This is a genomic window from Streptomyces sp. NPDC047108 (assembly GCF_040643575.1).
Classification (GTDB): Bacteria; Actinomycetota; Actinomycetes; order Streptomycetales; family Streptomycetaceae; genus Streptomyces.
The window spans coordinates 59,441-84,398 of record NZ_JBEYUP010000020.1; the positions used below are offsets into that span (position 1 = coordinate 59,441).

A 24,958-nucleotide genomic window follows, 5' to 3' on the forward strand; every position below is an offset into this window, starting at 1 on the left:
GTATCGGGATTGTCAGGACGGCGGGCCCGCCCGGAACACCGGCTTATAGTCGCCGCCATGAGCGCACAGATCCTGGTCGCCGAGGACGACGTCAGACAGGCACAAGTCCTGCGGATGTATCTGGAGTCGGAGGGTCACGACGCGGTGGTCGTGCACGACGGACGCTCGGCGATCGACGCCGTCCGCCGGCTCCGCCCGGACCTGCTCGTCCTGGACGTGATGATGCCGAAGGTCGACGGCCTCGACGTGTGCCGGATCCTGCGTCAGGAGTCGGCCGTTCCGGTCCTGATGCTCACCGCCAGCTCCAGCGAGGACGACCTCCTGCTCGGCCTCGACCTCGGCGCCGACGACTACATGACCAAGCCCTACAGCCCACGCGAGTTGATGGCCAGGGTCCGGACCCTGCTGCGCCGCATCGAACGCACCGCGCGACCGGACGACGGCGTCCTGCGCGTGGGCGCGATATCGGTGGACCCGCTCCGGCACGAGGTGCGGGGTGCGTCCGGGGAACTGGTCACCTGCACCCGTGGGGAGTTCACGATCCTGTCGGCCATGGCAGCCGAACCAGGCCGGGTGTTCACCCGCAAGCAGCTCCTGGAACGCACCCGCGGCTGGGACGTCTCCTCGACCGACCGCACCGTCGACATGTACGTCATGAACCTGCGCAAGAAGCTGGAACTCGACCCGCGCCGCCCCACGCATCTCCTCACCGTCTACGGGGTCGGCTACAAGCTGACGCCAGGACCCGACCCCGTCGGCACCTGACGTGCCCCGCTCCGGAGTTCCGCTGCGCACCAGCCTCTTCGCCCGGCTGCTCGCCGCGTCCCTGCTGGTCGCGCTCTGCTCCGTGGCCGCGACCACCTGGCTCGCCGTCACCACCACGACACGGGCGATCAGCACGGAACAGGGGCGGTCGTCGAAGGCCGATGCCCGCATCTACGACGCCCTCATCGGCTACGCGGCCACGCACACCGACTGGGGCGGGGTGCAGGACGTCGTGTCCGAGCTCGCGGAGGGGACCGGCAGGGCGATCACCCTCACCACCACCTCCCGTACCCGCATCGCGAGTTCGGAATCGACCATGCGCCTCCCGGCCAAGCCGTCCGCCTCCGTCGACCCGCTGCGACTCGACCCGGTCCTGTCCGACGAGAGCATCGGCCCGATCGACCCGCGGGCGGTGGGCCCGTTCCTCCTGGAGGCCAAGGACCGGGAGCTCATACGGGCGATGGCGCGCAGGACCAGCCACTGCCTCGCCACCAGGCACATTTCCACCAGGACCGTCCGCCTGCCCAGCGGGCGTACCACGGTCCAGGTCACCGGTGGTGCCGACGACGAGGACTCCGGAATGATCCCGGTCCCCACGCCGGAACCCGACGGCCGGCCGAGCATCGGGAACTGCGGTCTCGACCTGCTCAAGGAGCCCCTGCCGCAGGAGAAGCGACCCCTCTCCAAGGTTGCCGAACGGGCTTCGGAGTGCCTGAAGCAGCAGGCCAGACCGCCCGTCGTGGTCTTCGCCGACTTCTCCTGGCGCTTCCGTTCGGACGGAGCCTCGGAGAACTCCGACCGCGCCGCGCAGGAGTGCGTGAACGAGGGCCGCCGAGCACAACTGCGGCCCCATGTCTCCCCTTCCGCGCTGCTGTTCGTCTCCGATCGCGAACATCCGGACACGACGGCCATCGATCTCTCGACGGCGAACACCGCTCGGATCGCGGGCGCCGCGGGCATCGTCCTCACCGTCACCTGCGCCGTGACCGTCCTGCTGGGCATGCGGCTGGTCCGCCCGCTGCGCGCCCTGATCACGGCCGCCCGGCGCCCGGCGGACGAGACGGTACGGGTCCCGGTGCTGACCAAGGACGAGATCGGCAACGTCGCCGCGGCCTTCAACGACCTCGCCGAGCGCAGGGAGACGCTGGAGCGGCAGCGCAGGGCCATGGTCAGCGACGTGGCGCACGAGTTGAGGAGCCCGCTGACCAACATCCGCAGCTGGCTGGAGGCGGCCCAGGACGGCCTGACCCCGGCCGATGATCAGTTGCTCGCGCTCCTGCTGGACGAGGCGCTGCTGCTCCAGCACATCATCGACGATCTGCGCGACCTCGCCGCGGCCGAGGCCGGAAGCCTCGTCCTGCACCGCGAACCGCTGTCCGTCCGTCAGGTCCTGGAGCAGGTGGCGGTGGCGCACCACGGGGCCGCCGGGCCGGCCGGGGTCGAGCTGACCATCGAGGCCGCCGAGGAACTCGAGGTGCACGCCGACCCGGTGCGGCTGCGCCAGGTGATCAGCAACCTCGTCTCCAACGCGATCCGGCACACCCCGAACGGGGGTCGCGTCGTCCTCCGGTCCCGCGTGGAGGACGGCGAACTGCTCGTGGAGGTCGCCGACTCCGGAAGCGGCATCGAGCCGGAGGATCTGCCGTACGTCTTCGACCGCTTCTGGCGAGCGGACAAGTCCCGCAACCGCCAGACCGGCGGCAGCGGCCTCGGCCTGGCCATCACGCGCAAGCTGTCCGAGGCGCACGACGGATCGGTCTCGGTGATCAGCACGACGGGCACGGGCTCGGTGTTCACGGTCCGGCTGCCGCACGGCGATGCCGGATGAACCAGGCATCGCTGAACGGGCCCGGCGCCGCAGCATCCTCGTACGAATACGCAGCGAGTCGCCCTCAGGATGACGACCAGGGCAGCGGATCAGGACGCCTGAACCACCACCACCCGTGTGACGCGCACGCCGCCTTCTCGCCGAGCAGGAGTCTGATGACCAGTCCTTGGGTGTCCTCCACGGTGTGTGCGGCGAAGATGCTGTCCAGTTGCTGGAGAGCGGAGTGAAGGGCTTGAGCCGACTGAGGCGGCAGGTGACCGTGGAGCGCTTCGAGACCGTCCCTGGCCTCAAGCCGTTCCCGGTAGAGATCCGATGGGCACCAACCGGATCCGGACCAGCCGGAGGCGAGATGGTGTACGAGTTTCTCCCAGGCTGCGAGTCGGGTACGCGCGTACCAGGTGGGGCTCTCTGAACCCTCCCCTTGTGCTGGGATGTTCTGCTCGCCGACGACGGGCGGCACAGGGGCATCGAGCTGTGCAGCGATCCTGTCGGTCAACGGCGTGGCGATGCGCAGCTCGCGGACGACTTCCGGGATGCGCGTCACCTGAGCAGCGGGCAGTTGCTGTACGGGAGCTTCCACGGCTTCCACGGTGTACACGGGGTTCTCCTCGTCCGAGACGAGGAGCCGTGCGCGTGCGAACCGTCCCTCAGGTGTGGCGACCCAGTACGCGCTGGGCGGCTCTTCCTCGGCGGAGAAGAGGACAGCGGCGTGAGTCCAGGCGGCCAACTGTGCTGCCATGTCCGCTTCGGAGGGGTGCTGGGGCGCCTGGTCCTGGACGTAAACGTCCAGCGACCACACGAGGTCCCCTCGTACGGCGGTGTATTCGCACGAGACCAGGGCGTCCCAGTTACGCCCGTCTGGATCCCCGTACGCGTCGGCCACGTCCACCTCCGGCGCGGGAACGCCCAGAATGGCCGACAGCGCCGGCCCGAGCCGTTCGAGGGTGGCTTCGTGGGTCACCAGGATGTTGTAGGTCATGGGTGGATCCCGTGGTAGATCTTCAATGCCTTCTGGACTGCTTCGGGATTGTTCACGAATCTGGGATTCTTCGTGAGCTGCGGCGCCGCGGACAGATCGCCTTTGGCACGGGTCACCTGTTGGAGCGCGGCGTACTCGTTGCGGTCAAGGCTCACAATGCCAGGGCCACGGTCGGGGTAGACCGTCCCGTTTTCCTCCACACCATAGGAACGGCCATTGATCTCATAGCGCCCAGTCGCGTTGTTGTACGGGGCACGGCCGCGGGCGATGTCACTGATGTCTTGCGCCACCTGCCGCTCGTTCCCACGCAGAATGACGCTGTTCCGTGCCTTGACTTCACCGTGGCCAGACCCCGAGACCGTATGCCTCGAATGCGGGTAGCGCAGATTTTTTCCGGCCCCCGGCCCCGGAACATCTTCGGCTACCTGCCAGGGCCCCCTCCCGGGCCCGGTTCCAGAGGTCCCGCCGCTGGTCCCGGACGAATTCGACGAGTCGCTGCCGCTCGATTCGTTGCCACCATCACCGTGCTGGGCGCCCCGTGCCATGAGGAGAACACCAGCAGTGCCCAGTGCGGCGGCTTGGGCAGCTTCCACGGTCACCGCGCTTGCCACCATGCCGCCTCCGGCAAGGGCAAGTCCGCCGGGCGGGAACAGCATGATCAGGGCAGCGAGAGCGAGGAGGGTGAGAGCGATGCCCGCGTACAGTTCGAGGTTCTCCAGGGCTGCCAGGAGCATCGCCAGCGGTTCGACAGCTTCGCCGTCGAGCGGGGTGCCCCCGTGGTGGGCAACGAGGAGCAGAGCTGTGGTGAGGGCCGCTCCCACGGCGGCGAACACCCGTAGCCGGAGCAAGGCTTGAGGCTCCGCGAGTGGTTGGCGTGATGTGACCGACCAGGACCGCAGCAGGAGCACGAGTTGGACGAGCATCCACACGAGGCCGGCCATTCCGAACCAGAGGAGCAGGCGTGGGCCGTTGCCACTGGTGAAGATCTCCTGGAGGTCTTTGGTCGCGGTGAACGACCCGATGCCGAGGAAAACCAACGACGGCGCCATGAGGACGAGGGGCATGACCAGGAGCGGCCAGCGGCGGCGCCTCGGAGAGCATGCACGAGCTGCTTTGAGATCGGCTCGTATTCGCGCCGTGTCCCAGGCAGCCCCGTGGTTGCTCGCATCCATGCGCGTCGCGGTGTCGGCCACTGCCTGGTGGAGGGCCTCAAGCCGATCAGCGCGGGTACGTCCGGCGGCGTAGAGGAGTGCCCTGCGCATACGGGCGAAACGCAGCGCGATCAACATCGTCAACGGGAAGCACCACGTACCGAACCCAGCGAGAACCTCGCTCCCTGAGCGACCGGCTCGCTCGGCATGCAGGAGCACTGCGGGCATGGCCTGCTTACCCCGCCGCAAGTGACCGAAGTCGAGGGCCATGGCAAGAGCCAGGCAGCCCAAAGGCACATAGGCGACCATGTCGTCGGCGGTGCCGAGCAGGGAGGTTGCCCAGCCCGGTGGGTGGGCGCCCCGACGGCCAACGTAGTTCACCAGCGTGTGGTGACCCGTCGCGTACACGATCGGCAGCAAACCGACCAGCCGACGGTAGCTCCCGCCCCGCAGGAGCAGCCCGACACCGAACGCTCCGGTAGCGCCCCAGGCGAGGTGAAGGCTGGTGCCCAGACTCGGTTCGGTGAAACTGATGTCCAGGCTGCCCAGCGAGGCGGGCAGCCAGGTGGTCAGCACGGTGTGCCAGTCGGGTATGTAGGTGGAGTTCAAGCTCAGCCCACCCGACAGCATCCACCCGCCCCGCGGGTACTCGCTCGCCCGTTGGGCGTCCAGAAGATGACTCAGGAGGACTTCGTACAGTCCGAGTCCGGCGCCCGTGGCAGCCCCGAGGACGACATAGTCGGCGAGGCCCAGTTGGTAGCGGATCTTGATGTTGAGACCGGCGACTAACAGGGGCGCGAGCTTGGCCAGTTCCTCCACTGCGGGGACAAGGGTGTATGCCCCCTGTCCCATGGCCTCCGTCAGCGGTTGTGTGGCGCTCGACGCGATGGAATGGGCATAGCCAAGTTCGATGAGGGCGGCGACGACTCCGCTGCCGTAGACACCGACGGCGACGGCGAGAAGGACAGTCGACAGACGCAGCGATCGCACAGGAGTTGCGATCAAAGCCAGTTGCAGCACCCCGTAGATCGCCGCTGCAACCATGACGATCGACACACAAGCCCCCGCTTGGCCACGGCATCACGGACAGGAATCACGACACTACAAGGTGAGCCATTGAGTGCCGCCAAGAGGCTCAAGGGTGGCCGGCTGGACGAGGCACTGCTGCTCCAGCACGTCGTCGACCTCCGAGTTCACGGTCCGGCTGCCGCGCGGGGCGGCTGAGGCAGCCGGTTCTCACGGACCACCGCCCGCACGACGTCAGTCGCCCCGCCGCGCACTTCGACCGCGTCTGCTTCCGCTGCCCTACGGGCTCGGTGGAGTTGAGGAGGTTCTGGCTAGCGCGCCGGCCGGAAGCGGACGTCGAGCTCCGCGTTCGGAGGGCCGTCGTGGACGCGCTCGAGACGCACGGGTACGCCGCCGGGATTGTCGAACAGCCGGATTCCGTCGCCGAGCAGGACCGGCGCGATGTGCAGGTCGATCTCGTCGATCAGGCCGCGCTCGATCAGCTGGGCTCCGATCGAGGGCGAGTGCACCTCGACGTTCTTGCCGCCCGCGGCGTCCAGCGCGATCCGTACGGCCTCGGCGACGTCGCAGCTGAGGAATGTGACGTCGTCGGCCGGGACGGCGTCCTCCGGGTGGTGGGTGAGGATGAAGATCGCGCCCTGCCAGAGGTCGCCGCCGCCGTAGGGGCGGGCCCCGGGAAACGCGTCCCAGCCGTCGCGGCCTCCGAGCACGGCGCCGGTGGTCGCGGCGTACTCCTCGACCAGCCCGGGCCTGCCGGAGATCCCGGACATCCAGTCCATCGCGTGATGCGGCCCGGCGACGAAACCGTCGAGCGACATCGTGAAGTGCCAGAGCACCTTGCCGGCCGCGGTCTGCGGTTCTGGGTGCGGTGTCGTGTCCATACACGGTGAGACGACACCGGGCGGCGGAACTCATCGGTGCGTCCGCATCTGCGGCACCCGCAGATCGGCTGACCCTGGCGCGTATGCGAAAAGCCCAGCTCAGACACTGTCTGAGCTGGGCTTCGGTGGAGCCGCCTAGGGGAGTCGAACCCCTGACCTACGCATTACGAGTGCGTCGCTCTGGCCGACTGAGCTAAGGCGGCGGGCTGCGGATGCGCCTGGTCCCGCGGTGCGTGACCTGGTGCCGCAACGGCGCCAAGTCTACACATTCAGCCGGGGTGCCTCGCACCCCGGCCGGGGCGGTGAGGGCCACTGCAGGGCGGTATAGGAGCTATGTCCCGAATATCGCCCACGGCCCGCGCCGCACCCCCTACGTGCAGCGCGTGCCGTCCTTCGGAGCCTTGCCCTCCAGCAGATAGGTGTTGATCGTCGAGTCGACGCAGTCGCTGCCGCGCCCGTACGCCGTGTGCCCGTCGCCCTCGTAGGTCAGGAGCGTGCCCGAGCCGAGCTGCCCGGCCAGGGCCTGTGCCCAGCGGTACGGGGTCGCCGGGTCGCGGGTCGTGCCGACCACCACGATCGGGGCCGCGCCCTTCGCCTCGATGCGGCTCGGACGGCCGGTCGCCTCGACCGGCCAGTACGTGCAGTTCATCGCCGCCCACGCCAGGCCCGTGCCGAAGACCGGGGACGCCTTGCGGAAGGACGCCAGCGCCTTGCGCACATCGTCCGGACCGCCGAACGCGGCAGGCAGGTCCAGGCAGTTGACGGCCGGGTTGGCGAACATCAGGTTCTCGTAGGAGCCGTCGGCGTCGCGCTCGTAGTAGAGGTCGGCCAGGCGCAGCAGCCCGGCGCCGTCGCCGTCCATCGCCGACTGCAGGGCACTGCGCAGCTCGGTCCAGGCGCCCTCGTCGTACATCGCCGCGATCACGGCCGTCGTCGCCAGGGATTCGCCCAGCTTGCGGTCCTCGTCCGTGGGGACGGGCTCCTTGTCCAGCTCGGTGAAGAAAGCCTGCAGGCGCTTGCCTGCGTCCTTCGCCGTGCCCTTGCCGAGCGGGCAGTCCTCGCGGCGTACGCAGTCCTCCGCGAACGCCGTGAAGGCGGTCTCGAAGCCCGCCGTCTGGTCGCGGTTCATGGTCAGGGCGGGCAGGGAGGGGTCCATCGCCCCGTCCAGGACGAGACGGCCGGCGCGCGACGGATACAGCCCGGCGTACGTGGCGCCGAGGAACGTCCCGTACGAGGCGCCGACATACGTCAGCTTCTTGTCGCCGAGGGCGCCGCGCAGCACGTCCATGTCCCGGGCCGCCTCGATCGTCGAGACATGGCCGAGGACCGAGCCCGAGCGGTCCCGGCAGCCGGCCGCGAAGTCCTTGAAGGTCGAGACGAGTTCATCGACCTCCTTCCGGTCGTCGGGCGTCTGGTCGACCTGGGTGAAGGCGTCCATCTGCGAGTCGGACAGGCATGTGACGGGCGCGCTGCGGGCGACGCCGCGCGGGTCGACGGCCACCATGTCGTACCGCGCCCGCACCGGCTCCGGGTAGCCGATACCGGCGTAGCTCTGCAGGTACCCGATCGCGGAGCCGCCCGGTCCGCCCGGGTTCACCAGCAGGGAGCCGAGCCGCTTGCCCGGGCCGGTCGCCGTCCGGCGCGAGACGGCGAGCTTGACGTCCCGGCCCTCGCCCGGATTCACGTAGTCCATGGGCACCTTGAGGGTGCTGCACTCGAACCCTTCGATGCCGCATTCGCGCCAGCGCAGCTTCTGGTCGTAGTACGACGTGAGCCCGGCGGGCACGCCCGCGGGCAGCGGCTGCAGGACGGATACGGCGTCGGCCTTCTTCTGCGGCTGGCGGTTCGCCGCTTTGGGCGACGCGGACGAGCCCGACGACGAACTCCCGGAGGAACAGCCGGACATCAGAAGGCCCGCGACCGCGAGGACGGTCCAGGAGGTGCGGAGCAGACGACTGGGTTCCATGCGGCGATCCCTCGTTCAGTTCTTCGCGTGGGGTGTTCGGAGCGTATCCGTCCGGACACCGTCCATGCGTGGTCCGTCGTCCTCGTACGGGTGAGAGCGTGTCCGGGGCGCCACGGCGCGCGGGCGCCTGCCGTCCCGCACGCGTCATCCCTCGCGGAGGGCCATCGTCATGGCCTCCACCGCCAGCAGCGGCGCGACATTGCTGTCCAGCGCCTCGCGGCAGGCGAGCACCGCCTCGATGCGGCGGAGGCTGCGCTCCGGGGTGGACGAGCGGGCGATGCGCTGGAGGTCGTCACGCATTTCGGTGTTGGCGACGGCGACGGCGGAGCCGAGCTGGAGGGCGAGGACGTCGCGGTAGAAGCCGGTGAGATCGGTGAGCGCCAGGTCGAGGCTGTCGCGCTGGGTCCGGGTGGCGCGCCTCTTCTGCCGGTCCTGCAGTTCCTTCATCGCGCCCGCGGTGCCGCGCGGGAGGCGGCCGCCGGTCCCGGACGCCGCTCCCAGTGCCGCCCGCAGCTCCTCGGTCTCCTTCGCGTCGACCTCCTCCGCCATCTGCTTGGCGTCCTCGGCGGCGGCGTCGACCAGCTCCTGGGCAGCCTTCAGACAGGCGCCGACGTCATCGACGCGCAGCGGCAGGCGGAGCACGGAGGCGCGGCGGCTGCGCGCCCGCTCGTCCGTGGCGAGCCGGCGGGCCCGGCCGATGTGGCCCTGCGTGGCAGCCGCGGCGGCCCTGGCCACCTCGGGTTCGATGCCGTCGCGCCGCATCAGGACGTCGGCGACGGCCTCCACCGACGGCGTACGGAGCGTGAGATGGCGGCAGCGGGAGCGGATCGTGGGCAGCACGTCCTCGACGGAGGGCGCGCAGAGCAACCAGACCGTACGGGGCGCGGGCTCCTCAACGGCCTTCAGCAGCACATTGGCCGCGCCCTCGGTGAGACGGTCGGAGTCCTCGAGGACGATCACCTGCCAGCGGCCGTTCGCGGGCGAGAGCTGGGCGCGGCGTACGAGCTCGCGGGTCTCCTTCACACCGATCGACAGCACATCGGTCCTGACCACCTCGACGTCGGCATGGGTGCCGACGAGGGCGGTGTGGCAGCCCTCGCAGAACCCGCAGCCGGGGGCGCCGCCGAGCGCGCGGTCCGGGCTGACGCACTGCAGCGCGGCGGCGAAGGCCCTGGCGGCGGTCGGTCCGCCGGAGCCGGGCGGTCCGGTGAACAGCCAGGCGTGGGTCATCTTCGACGACCCGCGCTCCTCGGCGGAGTCGTCCTGCGGTGCGGGGGTCAGGTCGAGCGCCGTGCCGCTCTCCGCCTCCGCCTCGGCGGTGACGATGGCGTCGGCATCCCGGGCGGCGGCGGTGAGTTGCCCGGTCAGCCGCTCCTGCCCGACGACGTCGTCCCATACCGCCATGACTGCCCCTCGCCCCTGCCTGCCGATGCTGTCCGTGCCTGCGCTCGTGCCGTTACGCGCATGCGCTGTTGCATGCGTGTGCCGTTCCTCGTCCGGTGACGCGCGCGGTCGTCCCCGGCGGCACCCATTGTGGTCCACGGGACCGACAACCGGCGACGTCCGCCCCCGCCCCGCCGGTGACACGCCCGCCGGGATGTCACGCCCGCCGGGATGTCACGTCTGCCGGATGTCAGAAGACGGAGAGGCCCGTGAGCGTCGTGAACCGGTCGAGCGCCGCGACCCCCGCCACCGAGTTCCCGCGCGAGTCCAGCCCAGGGCTCCACACCGCGAGCGTGCACAGCCCGGGGATGACGGCGATGATGCCGCCGCCGACGCCGCTCTTGCCGGGCAGCCCCACCCGGTACGCGAAGTCGCCCGCCGCGTCGTACGTCCCGCAGGTGAGCATCACGGCGTTGATCCGCTTGGCCTCGCTGAGGGACAGCAGCCGCGAGTGGTCGGTCCGTACCCCGTGACGGGCCAGGAAGAGCCCGGCGGTCGCGAGGTCGGCGCAGCTCAGTGCGATCGAGCACTGCCAGAAGTAGTGGTGCAGCACGGTCGGTACGGGATTGCGCATGTTGCCGTAGCTCGCCATGAAGTGGGCGAGGGCGGCGTTGCGGTCGCTGTGCGCGAACTCCGACTCCGCCACCTCCGCGTCGAAGCCGAGCTCCGGATTGCCGCTCTCCTCGCGCAGGAACTCGAGCAGTTCGCTGCTCGCGTCGCCGGTCAGGCTGTGCAGGTGGTCGGTGACGACGAGGGCGCCCGCGTTGATGAACGGGTTGCGCGGTATCCCCTGCTCCTGCTCGAGCTGGACGAGGGAGTTGAACGGGTTGCCGGACGGTTCACGGCCGACGTGCGCCCAGAGGTCCTCGCCTCCCCGGGCCAGCGTGAGCGCCAGGGTGAAGACCTTGGTGATCGACTGGGCGGAGAACGGCTCGTGCCAGTCCCCCACGCCGTGGACCTGCCCGTCGATGCCGGCGACGGCCATACCGAAACGGCGGGGATCCACCGATGCCAGAGCCGGTATGTACTCGGCGGGGCGGCCGCCACCGATCTGCGGTGCGACGTCCTCCGCCACCTGCTCCAGGATTTTCCGGTAGTCCAGCGCGGCTCGGCTCACGGCCTCATTTTCCATCGCGCGACGGCGGGGCGGCACGGCGGGCCGCGGCGCCGCGCCAGACCTAGGGGAACGCCTAGGACCTGCGGGAACGCCGAACGCCCGGGGCGTGGTGCCGTGCCCCGGGCGTCAGGCGTTCCGTTCCGCGTCAGCGGCCCCTGCGGCGGCCGTTGCTGTCGTCCTCCTCCTCGCGGGGGCCGAGCAGTTCGTCGGCCAGGCTCGGGAGGTCGTCGAGCGGCGTCTCCTCGGCCCACTCCGAGCGGCGGCGACGGGGGCGGTCCCCGGAGGCCGGGTCGACCTGGGGCATCTCGCGCGTCCGCTCGGCCTCGCGCGGGGCCGGAGGCTCCGCTGCGCCGTCCTCGTCCCGGAAGAGCCACGGCGGTACGCGGTCGGCCGGGTCCCCCGAACGCTCCTGCCCGCCCGCGGCGTCCTCGGGCCGTACCGGCGGGAGGACCGCCGTCTCGTCCGCGCTCCCCGGGGCCGGGGGCTTCGGCAGGACGGCCGTCTCCTCGGCGTCCGAGCCCTTGCCCTGCCCGGTGCCGCCCTGCGGCTCGTCCGAGCGGACGGGCCGCAGCACCGCCGTCTCGTCGTCGCTCCTGGAGGGCCGCTCGCCGGAGGCACCGGCGTCCTTACGGTCCACCCGCGGGGTCGGAACGGTCTGCGCGGGGTCGGCGGGAATCTGACCCGGCCCGCCCTGGTCCCCGCGGTCGCTCTCGCCGCCCGGAACCGGCGTCTCCACCGTCGGATCCTCGTCCGCCGCCCGGGACTTGGCCGCGGCCGCGGCGGCCGCGGCGGCCTCCGCCTCCAGGCGCGCCTCCTCCGCCCGCAGCAGGGCTTCCTCCGCCTTGCGCTGCTTCTCCTGGCGGCGGACCTCGGCCTCTTCTCGCAGCCGGGCCTCTTCCTCGGCCCTGCGGCGCAGCCGCTCCTGCTCGGCCCTGCGTGCGGCCTCCTCGGCCTCACGCCGCTTGCGCTCCTCCTCGGCGGCCTTGCGGGCCTCCTCGGCGCGCAGCCGCGCCTCCTCCGCCTGACGCTCCTCCTCGAGGCGGCGCGCCTCCTCGGCCTCGCGGCGCTTGCGCTCCTCCTCCTCGGCGCGCAGGCGGGCGAGCTGTTCCTGGCGCTCGCGTTCCAGGCGCTCCTCCTCGGCCTTGCGCGCGGCCTCCTCGGCCTCACGCCGCTTCCGCTCCTCCTCGGCGGCCTTGCGGGCCTGCTCGCGGGCCTCGATCTCGGCCTCGGACAGCGGCAGCATCTGGTCGAGCCGGTGCCGTACGACGGTGGTGACCGCCTCCGGCTCCTGCCCCGCGTCGACGACGAGGTAGCGGGCCGGGTCGGCGGCGGCGAGCGTCAGGAAACCGGCGCGCACCCGGGCGTGGAACTCGGGCGGCTCGGACTCCAGCCGGTCGGGCGCCTCGGTGAACCGCTCGCGCGCGGTCTCCGGCGCGACGTCCAGCAGCACCGTCAGATGCGGGACGAGGCCGTCCGTCGCCCAGCGCGAGATCCGGGCGATCTCGGTCGGCGACAGGTCACGGCCGGCGCCCTGGTAGGCGACGGAGGAGTCGATGTACCGGTCGGAGAGCACGACGGCGCCGCGTTCGAGAGCGGGCCGCACGACCGTGTCGACGTGCTCGGCGCGGTCCGCGGCGTAGAGCAGGGCCTCCGAGCGGTGGGAGAGACCGGCGCTGGAGACGTCGAGGAGGATCGAGCGCAGCCGCTTGCCGATGGCCGTCGCACCCGGCTCGCGGGTGACGACCACCTCGTGGCCCTTGGCGCGGATCCACTCGGCGAGCACCTCGACCTGGGTGGACTTCCCGGCGCCGTCACCGCCTTCGACGGCGATGAAGAAGCCGGTGGCGGCCGGTGCCTGCTCGGGCTCCCCGCCGCGCAGCGCCTCGCGCAGGTCGCGGCGGAGCGGCACACCGGAGCGGTCGTCCGTCTTGCCGAGGACGAGCACCGCGAGGGGGAGCAGCAGCGCACCGACGAGCATGAGCGTGAACGCGGCGCCGCCGTGCGCGAAGACGAAGTCCTCGCCGGCGAGCCGGTGCGGCCCGATCGCCGCGGCGAGCAGCGGGGCGGCGATCGCCCCGAGCCCGACGAAGACGCGGACGACCGCGTGCAGATGCTCGGTCGTACGGAACTGGCGGCCCTCCTCGGTCTCCTGGTCGAGCAGGGTGTGGCCGGTGTGGGCGGCGACGCCCGCGGACGCACCCGCGATCAGCGTGACCAGCAGCACCGTCGTGGCGTCGGGGACCAGCCCGGCGACGAGCAGCGCGAGACCGGTGAGGGCGGTCGCGATCGCCAGCAGCCGGCGCCGGGAGAGCGCGGGCAGCACGCGCGGGGCCAGCCGGATGCCCGCGACCGTGCCGGCGGTCAGCCCGAGGACGAGCAGCGCGAAGAGCACCGGCCCGCCGTCCAGGTCGTCCGCGTGCAGCGCGGAGACGGCGACGGCGGAGGCGATGGCCGCGGCCACGGCCGCGCAGGTGAGGACGAGCAGCGGGACGGCGCCCGTACGGCCCTTCTCCGCGGTCGATCCGGTCCGGGGGCGGCGCAGTCCCTCGAGGGGAGAGCGCGGCCGGGGCGTCGCCCCGCCGGGCAGCTCGATGAACCAGAGCACCGACACGGACGCGGCGAAGAGACCGGAGGCGACGTACGAACCCAGGGCCGCCTGGTGCAGGTCGAACCACTCGATCCCGGCGGCCAGCAGCTTCCCGAGCAGCGTGACGACGACGAGTCCGGCGGCGGCGATCGGCAGGGTGACGAACGTCGTACGCAGCCAGAGGCGGCGCAGTGCGTCGCCGTGGTCGGGCAGCGGGCGGATCGCGGCGCCCTCGGCGGGAGGTGCGGGCAGCAGGGCGGGAGCGGCGCCGTCCTTGGCGACGGTCCAGAAGCGCTCGGCGACCCCGCCGACGAAGACGGAGACGAGAAGGATGGAGAGGGCGTTGTCGGGGGTCCAGTCGATCCACAGCGGCGCGACGACGAGGAGCAGGAGCCGCGCCACGTCCGCGCCGATCATGGTCCAGCGCCGGTCGAGCGGTCCGCCTTCACGGCGCCCGGAGCGCCCCGCTCCGGAAGACCCTGAGGACGCCGAGGACGACGCTGCTCGTCCCTTCTCCTTCCCCGGCGCGGTCAGCGACGACAGGGGTCCGAGAAGGACGGCCCCGAAGAGGACGGTGGCGACGAGTCGTGCCCCGAAGACAGCGGCGACGGCGAATGCGGCACCGCGATAGCCGCCCCCGAAGGAGCCCTCCGCGACTGCCGCCTGAAGCGACAGAAGGAGGAGCACCAGCAGACCGAGAGCGTCTCCGATACCTCCGACGAACTGTGCACTCCACAGTCGTCGCAGCGGGGGGAAACGCAGCAGGGCGCGTACGGCGCGCTCGCGTGAATCTGCGGCAAGGGCGTCGGATGTGGGGGTCACGACCGTTGGCTGCTCGGCTCGCGTCATCCCGTCAGCCTATCGGTCGTGGCCGAATCCCTGACGGCCCCTCCCGAACATGTGCCCGTACGCGGTGCCCGCCCGGCGTCAGCTGCCCGGCGGGCCCGGAATCCCTCAGTCCTCGTTCTCCACGGGAGCCTTGGCCGTGGCGGTCTTCTTCGCCGCGCTGCTGGCGGCCGCCGTGGCCTTCTTCGTCGTCGTCTTCTTGGCGGTCGTCTTCTTCGCCGTCGTCTTCTTGGCCGCGGCCTTCTTCGCCGGAGCCTTCTTCGCGGCGGTCTTCTTGGCCGTCTTCTTCGCGGTCTTCTTGGCCGGGCCCTTGGCGCGCTTCTCCGCCAGCAGCTCGTAGCCGCGCTCCGGGGTGATCGTCTCGACGTCGTCGTCCCGGCGCAGCGTCGCGTTCGTCTCGCCGTCCGTGACGTACGGGCCGAAGCGGCCGTCCTTCACGACGACCGGGCGCTCGCTGACCGGGTCGGTGCCCAGCTCCTTCAGCGGCGGCTTGGCCGCGGCACGACCGCGCTGCTTGGGCTGCGCGTAGATCGCCAGCGCCTGCTCCACCGTGATGGTGAAGAGCTGCTCCTCGCTCTCCAGCGACCGCGAGTCCGTCCCCTTCTTCAGGTACGGGCCGTAGCGGCCGTTCTGGGCGGTGATGTCGTTGCCCGACTCGGGGTCGGTGCCGACGACGCGCGGCAGCGACATCAGCTTGAGGGCGTCCTCCAGCGTCACCGTATCGAGCGACATCGACTTCAGGAGTGACGCCGTCCGCGGCTTGACCGCGTTCTTGCCGGTCTTCGGGGTGCCCTCGGGCAGGACCTCGGTGACGTACGGGCCGTAGCGGCCGTCCTTGGCGACGATCGCGCGGCCGGTCTCCGGGTCGGCGCCCAGCTCGCGCTCCCCGCTGGGCTTGGCGAGCAGTTCCTTCGCCAGCTCGACGGTCAGCTCGTCCGGCGGCAGGTCGTCGGGGACGTCCGCACGCTGCCCCGGCTCGCCCTCGGTCTCCGACGGCTTCTCGACGTACGGGCCGTAGCGGCCGACGCGCAGCAGAATGCCCTCGCCGACCGGGAACGAGGACACCTCGCGGGCGTCGATCGCACCGAGGTCGGTGACCAGTTCCTTGAGGCCGCCGAGGTGGTCGCCGTCGCCGTTCCCCGCCTCGGCGGCAGCGCCCGCGGCGCTCTCGTCCGAGCCGAAGTAGAAGCGCCGCAGCCACGGCACGGCCTGGGCCTCGCCCCGCGCGATGCGGTCGAGGTCGTCCTCCATCTTCGCGGTGAAGTCGTAGTCGACGAGCCGGCCGAAGTGCTTCTCCAGCAGGCCGACGACGGCGAAGGAGAGGAAGGAGGGGACGAGCGCGGTGCCCTTCTTGAAGACATAGCCGCGGTCGAGGATGGTGCCGATGATCGACGCGTACGTGGACGGACGGCCGATCTCCCGCTCCTCCAGCTCCTTGACCAGGCTGGCCTCGGTGTAGCGGGCGGGGGGCTTGGTGGCGTGGCCGTCGGCGGTGATCTCCTGGGCGGACAGCGGGTCGCCCTCGGAGACCTGCGGCAGCCGGCGCTCGCGGTCGTCCAGCTCCGCGTTCGGGTCGTCGGCGCCCTCCACATAGGCCTTCATGAAGCCGTGGAAGGTGATGATCTTGCCCGAGGCGGAGAACTCGGCGTCACGGCCGTCGCTCGCCCGGCCGCCGACCTTGACGGTCACGGACTGGCCGACGGCGTCCTTCATCTGGGAGGCGACGGTGCGCTTCCAGATCAGCTCGTAGAGCCGGAACTGGTCGCCGGTCAGGCCGGTCTCGGCCGGGGTGCGGAAACGATCACCCGAAGGCCGGATCGCCTCGTGCGCCTCCTGCGCGTTCTTGACCTTGCCCGCGTACAGCCGCGGCTTCTCCGGCAGGTAGTCCGAGCCGTAGAGCTGCGTGACCTGCGCACGGGCCGCCGCGACGGCCGTGTCCGACAGCGTCGTGGAGTCCGTACGCATATAGGTGATGAAGCCGTTCTCGTACAGCTTCTGGGCGACCTGCATGGTCGACTTCGCGCCGAAGCCGAGCTTCCGCGAGGCCTCCTGCTGGAGCGTGGTCGTACGGAACGGGGCGTACGGCGAGCGGCGGTACGGCTTGGACTCGACCGAGCGGACGGAGAACGCCGTGTCCTGCAGGGCGTCGGCGAGCGCCCGCGCGGTGGCCTCGTCCAGGTGCAGCACCTGGGAGCCGCCCTCCCGTCGCCCACCACCGCCCTCAACGGACGCTTCGCGCAGCCCATTCTTGAGCTGCCCGTTCGCGCCGAAGTCGCGGCCCTGTGCGATACGGCGGCCGTCGACGGTGGTCAGACGGGCCGAGAAGGTGCCGGGGTCGGTGGCGTCACCGGCGCGGCCGGTGGCGAAGGACCCGGTCAGGTCCCAGTACTCGGCGGAGCGGAAGGCGATGCGCTCGCGCTCCCGCTCGACGACGAGCCGGGTCGCCACGGACTGGACGCGGCCCGCCGAGAGCCGCGGCATGACCTTCTTCCACAGCACGGGCGAGACCTCGTAGCCGTAGAGACGGTCGAGGATGCGGCGGGTCTCCTGGGCGTCGACCAGGAGCTGGTTCAGCTCGCGCGGATTGGCGACGGCCTCGCGGATGGCGTCCTTGGTGATCTCGTGGAAGACCATCCGGCGGACGGGGACCTTGGGCTTGAGGACCTGCTGGAGATGCCAGGCGATGGCCTCGCCCTCGCGGTCCTCATCGGTGGCGAGGAAGAGTTCGTCGGACTCCGCCAGCAGCTCCTTGAGCTTGCTGACCTGGCTCTTCTTGTCGGCGTTGACGACGTAGATCGGTTCGAAGTCCTGATCCACATTGACACCGAGCCGTGCCCAGGACTCGCCCTTGTACTTGGCCGGGACCTCGGCCGCGCCGTTGGGCAGATCGCGGATGTGCCCGACGCTGGCCTCGACGACATAACCCGGGCCCAGATAGCCCTTGATCGTCTTGGCCTTGGCGGGCGACTCGACGATGACGAGTCGACGGCCGCCGTTCGCGGTCTCGCTGGTCGGGGACACCTTCGCTCTTCTCTCCGGTCGACGCCTGGATGGTCTGGGGCACTGCGCTGACGCTGCGGAGTGTGACGGTACCTCCCGGCCCCGTGTCAAACGGGAAAAGCCCGCAACGCCACTCGAACGGTAACCCGACAAGCGTCCTGTCTGCCGCCCGGACCGAAACCTGGCGGGCGTCTGCTGGCAGGATGGCCCGCGGCCGTACTCACCGGCCACGCCCGAAAACCAGTTCCGCTCTCCATCATCGGGGGTTCTCGTGTCCGATCAGTATCCCTACGGTCCACCGCCGAACCCGCAGAACGGCGGATACGGCTACCCGCACGGCGGCCAGCCCGGCCCGGGGCAGTCGCCGTACGGCGGTGCCGCGCCCGGTTACGGCTATCCGCAGGGAGCCGCCGGCGGCGGCTACTCCGACCCCAACGCGCCCTTCGGATACGACCCTTACGGTCGTCCCTACTCCGACAAGTCGAAGATCGTCGCGGGTGTGCTGCAGCTCTTCCTCGGCACCTTCGGCATAGGCCGGTTCTACCTCGGCCACGTCGGCCTCGCCCTCGGCCAGCTCTTCACCTGCGGTGGCCTCGGCATCTGGGCGCTGATCGACGGCATCGTGCTGCTGACGAGCAACAACACCACCGATCAGCAGGGGCGCATCCTGCGTGGCTGACCAGCCGCGCACCGGCGGTGGCGCCGGGATCACGGCCGCGACCCGGACGGGATCCGTCCGGGCAGCGGCCGCGCGCGCGTTCAGGCATCCGGCCGCGCCGCCGCTCGTCCTCCTGCTGGCGGGCGCGGCGGCCGCGGTCCATCTGTGGGACCGGAACCCTCACGAATCCGGCCACCTCCTCCCGCGCTGCCCTTTCAACTGGGCGACGGGCATGCTCTGCCCGGCCTGCGGCGGCACGCGCATGGCGTACGACCTGATGCACGGCAGGATCGGCGCCGCTTTCCACGACAACGCCCTGCTTCTGCTGCTCGGGGTACCGGCCGCGGCGTATCTGTGCGGGCGCTGGCTGCGCGACGGGCTGCGGGGGCGGCGCTACCGGCCGACGCTGGGGCCGCGGGGCACCGCCGCCGTCCTCGGCACGGCCGTGGCCTGGGCCGTCACCCGCAATCTGATCGGCTGACGAGGACCGGCCTGGCGTCGGTCGCCCGCTGGCGTCGGTCGCCCGTGGCGGTCGCGGAGGGCAACCGGACAGGGGCGCAGAAAGCTCGGTGCCATCGGGCCGAACGGCTGACAGATCCTCCGCGGCGGCCTCCGCACGCGCGAATTCGCCTCGCGAGATCACCACTTGATCACGATCGCTGACACCCGGCAACCGAATCTCCGGACTCGGAGTCCTTTTCTGCACTGCCGCCCCACGGGCCCGCCGCCGCGGGATCCGCCGGGCGGCAGACGTCCCCGGAATGAAGATCCACGAGGAGCACTCTCCGTGTCCTACCCTTCCCAGCCTCCGTCCGCCGGCGCCCCGTACGGTGTCGCGCCCAACGGGCAGCCGTACTCCGAGAAGTCCAAGATCGTGGCCGGCCTGCTGCAGCTCTTCCTGGGCGGCCTCGGCATCGGCCGTTTCTACACCGGCCACACCGGCATGGCGATCGCCCAGCTGCTCACCTGCGGTGGCCTCGGCGTCTGGTCGCTGATCGACGCGATCATCTTCCTCGTCAGCGACACCCGCACCGACAAGGACGGCCGTCTGCTGCGGAGCTGACCTGGGCGTCGCGTCCCACGGACGAAGCACGGGCCCGCGTTCCGGATCTCCGGGGCGCGGGCCCGTGCCGTCGGAGCACGGGGCCGCCTTCAGCCCACGGTCACGCCTCGGCGGCCGCGTCGCGCGCCGGGTCGCCCGCCGGGTCCGCGACCGGGTCGAGGAAGCCCTGCTCGACCAGCAGCCGGATCGACTCGGGCGTACGGTCGCGCAGCAGCACCGGGTCCTCGCCGACGAGCTGGGCGATGGCGTCGAGGATGCGGCCCGCGGTCAGCGTCCCGTCGCACACGCCCGCGAAGCCCGCGCCCACGGTGTCGACCCGCGTCGCCCGCCGCATCCCGCGGTTCTGGCGCAGCACGACGTGCTCGGGGTCCTCCGCCCCCGGCAGCCCGACCTGCTCCTGGACCACCTCGTCCGCGAGCCGGAAGCGGCCGGCGAGCAGCGCCGCGTCGTCCGTGTCACGCAGGAAGTCCTGGCGCTCGAAGTGGCTGTGCACCCAGGCGCCGAGGGGCTGTTCGACCGGGTGCGGCCACTCCTCGGTGACCACGGAGGGGCGGTCGGCGCCGGACTTGCGCAGCGTGATCCACCCGAAGCCGACGCCCCGGGCCTTACGGGCCTCGAACTCGTCCAGCCAGGCGTCGTAGCGGGCGGCGTACTCGGCCGGGTCGCCCCGGTGGTCGCCCGCGTCCCGGAGCCACAGCTCCGCGTACTGCGCCACGTCCTGCACCTCGCGCTGCACGATCCAGGCGTCGCAGCCGGCGGGCACCCAGGACGCCAGCCGTTCGCGCCAGTCCTCACCCTCGATGTGCTGCCAGTTGGCGAGGAGCTGCAGGTATCCGCCGTCGGCGAGGTGATCGGCCGACCGCTGGACGAGCGCCCGGCACAGGTCGTCGCCGCCCATCCCGCCGTCGCGGTAGGTCAGGCGCGCACCGGGCGAGATGACGAACGGCGGGTTGGAGACGATCAGGTCGTACCCCTCGTCGCCCGCGACCGGGTCGTAGAGCGAGCCCTCGCGCAGGTCCGCCGCGGGCGCCCCGGAGAGGGCGAGGGTGAGGCGCGCGAAGCCGAGGGCGCGCGGATTGACGTCGGTGGCCGTGACCCGGGTGGCGTGCTGGGCGGCGTGCAGCGCCTGGATGCCGGAGCCGGTTCCGAGGTCGAGCGCCCGGGCGACGGGGGTGCGGACGGTGATGCCGGCCAGGGTCGTGGACGCCCCGCCGACGCCGAGGACGAGCTGGGAACGGTCCACGCCCGTCATCCCGGTCGTGCCCGCGCCGATGCCCCCGGCGCCCCCGACCGCACAGCCGAGATCGGAGACGATCCACCAGTCCTGGCCCTCCGGCCCGCTGTACGGGCGCACGTCGACGCTCGCTCGCACCTCCTCACCGTGCTGCACCAGCCATCCGTCGGCCACGCAGTCCTCGACGGGCAGCGCCGTGCGCGCCCGCTCGTACGGGACGGCGGCCTGCAGCAGGAACAGCCGGACCAGCGACTCCAGCGGCGAGTCACCGCGGGTCGCCCGCAGCGCCGGCACCGTCTCGCTGCGGGCGAGGGCGGCGTACGCGGGCGCGCCGAGCAGGTCGAGCAACCCGTCGGCGGTGAAGGCAGCGGATTGCAGCGCCTCGCGCAGCCGGGAGGTGCGGTCGGCGTCGGGCGTGGGGAGGGTCTGCGTACTCACCGCATCATTGTCGGGCCTGCGGGCACGGGCCCGCGCACGCCGGGCCAGGACCGGACGGTCAGGACCCCTTGGTGGGCGTCGCGGCGGCGGGGCGCTTGCAGCCGGACTGCTTGCTCATCGCCGTGCCGATCTCGCCGGACTGCAGCTTCTTGATCGCATCGTCCCCGACCTTGTTGACCTTGCCGAGTTCCTCGGCAACGCCCTTGAGGCCCTCGGCGAAGTCGGCCTGGTCCTTGGTCTTGAGCTTGTCGACCGAGTCCTTGAGGTCGGCGTACGCCTTGGAGGTGGCGTCGAGCTCCTTGACCGCGTCCGACTGGACCTTCTCGCCGCCGTCGACCGGCGGGACGCCGGCGTTCTCGACGGAGTCGGACATGGCCGCGTAGGCGGCGGAGATCTCCTGGAAGGCGGCCGAGTCGGCCTTCTTGATGTCCGCGGGCTTGCCGTCGGCTGCGGTGGACGTGATCGACTCGTTCGCCTTGGTGATCTTCGTGAGCTGAGGCTGGACCTCGTCACAGACCTTCTTGGCGTAGCCGTCGACCTCGCCGTTGTCGTCACTGCAGCCCGAGAGCGCCATCAGCAGGGCCGCGCCACCCGAGAGTGCGGTCACAAGCTTCTTGTTCACGATCGGTCCCTTCCGTGGCCTACGGCCCCGGAACATACACGGCGGGGCGGGTGCCGCGCCCCTGGGCACAGCACCCGCCCCGCCCGGCGAACGACCCTCGGGCCACCCGCCGAACCGACCGAAAACGCCTGGTCAGCTAGGAGACCACGGCCGGGTCACCGGTGGTGTCACTGGCCTGGTTCTCGGCCTTGCCGGAGTTGCCTTCATCACTCACGGCGATGCCGCGCCGCTTGGAGACGTAGACCGCTCCGACGATGATCGCGATGGAGAGCAGCGCCACCACGACACGGACGCCGACGCTGGCGTCGTCGCCGTAGCTGAACTGCACCACCGCGGGGGCGATCAGCAGCGCCACCAGGTTCATGACCTTGAGAAGCGGGTTGATCGCCGGTCCTGCGGTGTCCTTGAACGGGTCGCCGACGGTGTCGCCGATGACCGTCGCCGCGTGGGCCTCGCTGCCCTTGCCGCCGTGGTGGCCGTCCTCGACCAGCTTCTTCGCGTTGTCCCAGGCACCGCCCGAGTTGGCGAGGAAGACGGCCATGAGGGTGCCGGTGCCGATCGCGCCCGCGAGGTACGAGCCGAGGGCGCCGACGCCGAGGGTGAAGCCGACGGTGATCGGGGCGAGGACCGCGAGAAGGCCCGGGGTGGCCAGCTCGCGCAGCGCGTCCTTGGTGCAGATGTCGACGACGCGGCCGTACTCCGGCGTCTCGGTGTAGTCCATGATCCCGGGCTTCTCGCGGAACTGCCGACGGACCTCGTAGACGACCGAACCGGCCGACCGCGACACGGCGTTGATCGCCAGCCCCGAGAAGAGGAAGACGACCGCCGCGCCGAGGATGAGGCCGACGAGGTTGTTCGGCTGCGAGATGTCCAGGCTCAGGCCGAGCTCCCCCGCCTTGGCATCCACATCCGCGACCGCCGTGGCGATCGCGTCCCGGTACGAACCGAAGAGGGCGGCCGCGGCGAGGACGGCCGTCGCGATGGCGATGCCCTTGGTGATCGCCTTGGTGGTGTTGCCGACCGCGTCGAGGTCGGTGAGCACCTGGGCGCCGGCGCCCTGGACGTCACCGGACATCTCCGCGATGCCCTGCGCGTTGTCGGAGACCGGGCCGAAGGTGTCCATCGCGACGATGACGCCGACGGTGGTCAGCAGACCCGTACCGGCGAGGGCCACGGCGAACAGCGCGAGCATGATCGACGTACCGCCGAGCAGGAACGCGCCGTACACGCTGAGACCGATCAGCACCGCCGAGTACACGGCGGACTCCAGACCGATGGAGATACCCGCCAGCACGACGGTCGCGGGGCCGGTCAGCGAGGTCTTGCCGATGTCCCTGACGGGGCGCCGGTTCGTCTCGGTGAAGTAGCCCGTGAGCTGCTGGATCAGGGCGGCCAGGACGATGCCGATCGCGACGGCGACGAGCGCCAGCAGCCGGGGGTCGCCGTCGTGGGCCGCGATGGCCGAGTCGGTGACGCCCTTCAGGTCCGCGTAGGACGAGGGGAGGTAGGCGTAGACGGCACCGGCCACCAGCACCAGGGAGATCACCGCGGAGATGAAGAAACCACGGTTGATCGCGGTCATGCCGCTGCGGTCGGAGCGCCGCGGGGCGACCGCGAAGATACCGATCATCGCGGTGACCACACCGATCGCCGGAACGAGCAGCGGGAAGGCGAGCCCGGAGTCGCCGAAGGCGACCTTGCCGAGGATCAGCGCGGCGACGAGCGTCACGGCGTACGACTCGAAGAGGTCGGCCGCCATACCGGCGCAGTCACCGACGTTGTCGCCCACGTTGTCCGCGATGGTGGCGGCGTTGCGCGGGTCGTCCTCGGGGATGCCCTGCTCGACCTTGCCGACGAGGTCGGCGCCGACGTCCGCGGCCTTGGTGAAGATGCCGCCGCCGACACGCATGAACATGGCGATCAGCGCCGCGCCCAGACCGAAGCCCTCGAGCACCTTGGGTGCGTCGGCCGCGTAGACCAGCACGACGCAGGAGGCGCCGAGGAGACCGAGGCCCACCGTGAACATGCCGACCACGCCGCCCGTGCGGAACGCGATCTTCATGGCCTTGTGGGACACATCGGTGAGGTCCTTGGCCGGCTCGCCCTCGGCGGGGGTCGCCTCACGCGCGGCCGCCGCGACACGCACATTGCTGCGCACCGCCAGCCACATGCCGATGTATCCGGTCGCCGCGGAGAAGGCGGCACCGATGAGGAAGAACGCGGAACGCCCTGCGCGCTGCGTCCAGTTGTCCGCGGGAAGCAGCATGAGCAGGAAGAACACCACCACGGCGAAGATGCCGAGTGTGCGCAGCTGCCGGGCCAGATAGGCATTCGCGCCTTCCTGGACGGCCGCGGCGATCTTTTTCATGCTGTCGGTGCCTTCGCCCGCGGCGAGCACCTGGCGTACCAGCACCACGGCGACGGCGATCGCCGCGATCGCCACCGCCGCGATGACCAGCACAATCAGGCGATTTCCGCTGGTCAGAACGGCGGCTGCGAGTGATGAGGTGTGGTCCTGCTGTAGAGGGGTGAAGGGCCCCGCCATTCGTCCTCCTTGACGTTTGGCACATGGGCGCGCGCAGCCAGTCCTTGCGACTCCTTGTGACAAGAACAGCCGCCACGCTCAGGCGTCCTGAGCTCAAGATGTGGACGGATTCTAGGGAGGGGGACTAGATCAAAAAAGGGCGCGACAAGGGGAATTCGCCGAGACCGGTGAACGGACCAGCGAAGATCAAATAAGCGGCCCTCACAGAATTCACCAGGACGAAGGAAAGTGATCAACGTGCTGACGCCAGGGAAATGATCTACGGAATCACCGGAAAAGGATCTACGACCCGTATGACCGGCCTGATCAGAGCGGTGACGAGGGGGCGCACGGCGGTGCGCGACGGGGGCACGAAGGCGGCGCGTCACCCCGCTGACGGAGGCCACCCGAGCTCCGGATGGCGGCCGTTCGGTGACGGACGGGACGGCCGCGAGCGCTGAGGACGGAGGGTGCAGGAGGGCCGGATGTTGTCGGAGCACCGGGGATGACCCGTGACCCGCGGTGAGCGCGTGCGGCTCGGCCGCCTGTGGGAGGACGCTGGGGGGCCTGGCGGTGTAGCGGGGCGTACGGACAGCAGTGGGGCACCGGGGCGGCGCAGAGGCAGAGGCCCCGGGCCGTACGGACGGACGCCTGCGCGGCGGTGTCCCGGAGCGGCAGGTGTGCGGGGGCGGCGGAGGCCGCGAGCTAGCCGACCGCCGGGCAGCCGGGGGTGTCGCGTACGGACAGCGGCGGGGGCCGGGACCAGGGCCGCAGAGGAGCGCGGACGGCTACACGGCGGAAGCCGGCGGAGGCTGCGGGCGTCGGACGGC

General features: G+C 71.1%; 16 protein-coding genes and 1 tRNA gene. 5 read left to right on the forward strand and 12 right to left on the reverse strand.

The features are described from left to right. The first annotated feature begins 57 nt into the window (after positions 1–57). Entirely contained in the window at positions 58–765 is a 708-nt protein-coding gene (locus ABZ822_RS27545) for a response regulator transcription factor (RefSeq protein ID WP_360859868.1), read from the forward strand. A 1-nt stretch (position 766) separates the two neighbouring features. Then, positions 767–2,593, forward strand: a complete 1,827-nt coding sequence (locus tag ABZ822_RS27550) for a HAMP domain-containing sensor histidine kinase (protein ID WP_360859871.1) — start codon at positions 767–769, stop codon at positions 2,591–2,593. A gap of 64 nt (positions 2,594–2,657) precedes the next feature. Here the strand turns inward: ABZ822_RS27550 and ABZ822_RS27555 are convergent, their stop codons facing one another. From ABZ822_RS27555 to topA, 9 genes are all read right to left on the reverse strand, one after another. After that, positions 2,658–3,572, reverse strand: a complete 915-nt coding sequence (locus ABZ822_RS27555; protein WP_360859874.1) for a hypothetical protein — start codon at positions 3,570–3,572, stop codon at positions 2,658–2,660. Next, on the reverse strand, positions 3,569–5,779 hold the full coding sequence (locus tag ABZ822_RS27560) for a hypothetical protein (RefSeq protein ID WP_360859877.1): 2,211 nt from the start codon (positions 5,777–5,779) through the stop codon (positions 3,569–3,571). Before ABZ822_RS27560 ends, ABZ822_RS27555 begins: the two co-directional genes overlap by 4 nt. A gap of 281 nt (positions 5,780–6,060) precedes the next feature. Next, entirely contained in the window at positions 6,061–6,630 is a 570-nt protein-coding gene (locus ABZ822_RS27565) for a dihydrofolate reductase family protein (RefSeq protein WP_360859880.1), read from the reverse strand. A gap of 126 nt (positions 6,631–6,756) precedes the next feature. After that, positions 6,757–6,833: transfer RNA gene (locus ABZ822_RS27570), tRNA-Thr, on the reverse strand. A gap of 167 nt (positions 6,834–7,000) precedes the next feature. Further along, a complete protein-coding gene (locus ABZ822_RS27575; protein WP_360859883.1) occupies positions 7,001–8,596 on the reverse strand; it encodes an alpha/beta hydrolase in 1,596 nt (531 codons plus the stop codon). A gap of 144 nt (positions 8,597–8,740) precedes the next feature. Beyond that, positions 8,741–10,000, reverse strand: coding sequence for a DNA polymerase III subunit delta' (locus tag ABZ822_RS27580; RefSeq protein ID WP_360859887.1), 1,260 nt, complete (start codon positions 9,998–10,000; stop codon positions 8,741–8,743). A gap of 229 nt (positions 10,001–10,229) precedes the next feature. Continuing rightward, a complete protein-coding gene (locus ABZ822_RS27585; protein ID WP_360859890.1) occupies positions 10,230–11,171 on the reverse strand; it encodes a glutaminase in 942 nt (313 codons plus the stop codon). Between the two features lie 130 nt (positions 11,172–11,301). Continuing rightward, positions 11,302–14,592 carry a dTMP kinase gene (tmk, locus tag ABZ822_RS27590; protein ID WP_360859893.1) on the reverse strand — a complete coding sequence of 1,097 codons (3,291 nt, stop codon included), beginning with the start codon at positions 14,590–14,592 and terminating at the stop codon, positions 11,302–11,304. 105 nt (positions 14,593–14,697) lie between these two features. Beyond that, on the reverse strand, positions 14,698–17,610 hold the full coding sequence (gene topA / locus ABZ822_RS27595) for a type I DNA topoisomerase (protein ID WP_360859896.1): 2,913 nt from the start codon (positions 17,608–17,610) through the stop codon (positions 14,698–14,700). A gap of 250 nt (positions 17,611–17,860) precedes the next feature. Between topA and ABZ822_RS27600 the strand changes: the two genes are divergently transcribed. The 3 genes from ABZ822_RS27600 to ABZ822_RS27610 all read left to right on the forward strand — a co-directional run bounded on the left by ABZ822_RS27600 (position 17,861) and on the right by ABZ822_RS27610 (position 19,310). Beyond that, positions 17,861–18,268 carry a TM2 domain-containing protein gene (locus ABZ822_RS27600; RefSeq protein WP_360859899.1) on the forward strand — a complete coding sequence of 136 codons (408 nt, stop codon included), beginning with the start codon at positions 17,861–17,863 and terminating at the stop codon, positions 18,266–18,268. Between the two features lie 28 nt (positions 18,269–18,296). Next, the gene (locus ABZ822_RS27605; RefSeq protein WP_360859979.1) at positions 18,297–18,728 is read left to right on the forward strand and encodes a DUF2752 domain-containing protein; all 432 of its coding nucleotides are present in this window, start codon (positions 18,297–18,299) and stop codon (positions 18,726–18,728) included. A gap of 168 nt (positions 18,729–18,896) precedes the next feature. After that, the gene (locus ABZ822_RS27610; protein WP_360859982.1) at positions 18,897–19,310 is read left to right on the forward strand and encodes a TM2 domain-containing protein; all 414 of its coding nucleotides are present in this window, start codon (positions 18,897–18,899) and stop codon (positions 19,308–19,310) included. A gap of 100 nt (positions 19,311–19,410) precedes the next feature. On the opposite strand, the gene ABZ822_RS27615 is transcribed toward ABZ822_RS27610, so the two are convergent. The 3 genes from ABZ822_RS27615 to ABZ822_RS27625 form a co-directional block, all read right to left on the reverse strand. Further along, on the reverse strand, positions 19,411–20,982 hold the full coding sequence (locus ABZ822_RS27615; RefSeq protein ID WP_360859902.1) for a methyltransferase: 1,572 nt from the start codon (positions 20,980–20,982) through the stop codon (positions 19,411–19,413). A gap of 58 nt (positions 20,983–21,040) precedes the next feature. Continuing rightward, entirely contained in the window at positions 21,041–21,604 is a 564-nt protein-coding gene (locus ABZ822_RS27620; protein ID WP_360859905.1) for a small secreted protein, read from the reverse strand. 136 nt (positions 21,605–21,740) lie between these two features. Then, positions 21,741–24,149, reverse strand: coding sequence for a sodium-translocating pyrophosphatase (locus ABZ822_RS27625; protein WP_360859908.1), 2,409 nt, complete (start codon positions 24,147–24,149; stop codon positions 21,741–21,743). Between the last annotated feature and the right edge of the window lie 809 nt (positions 24,150–24,958).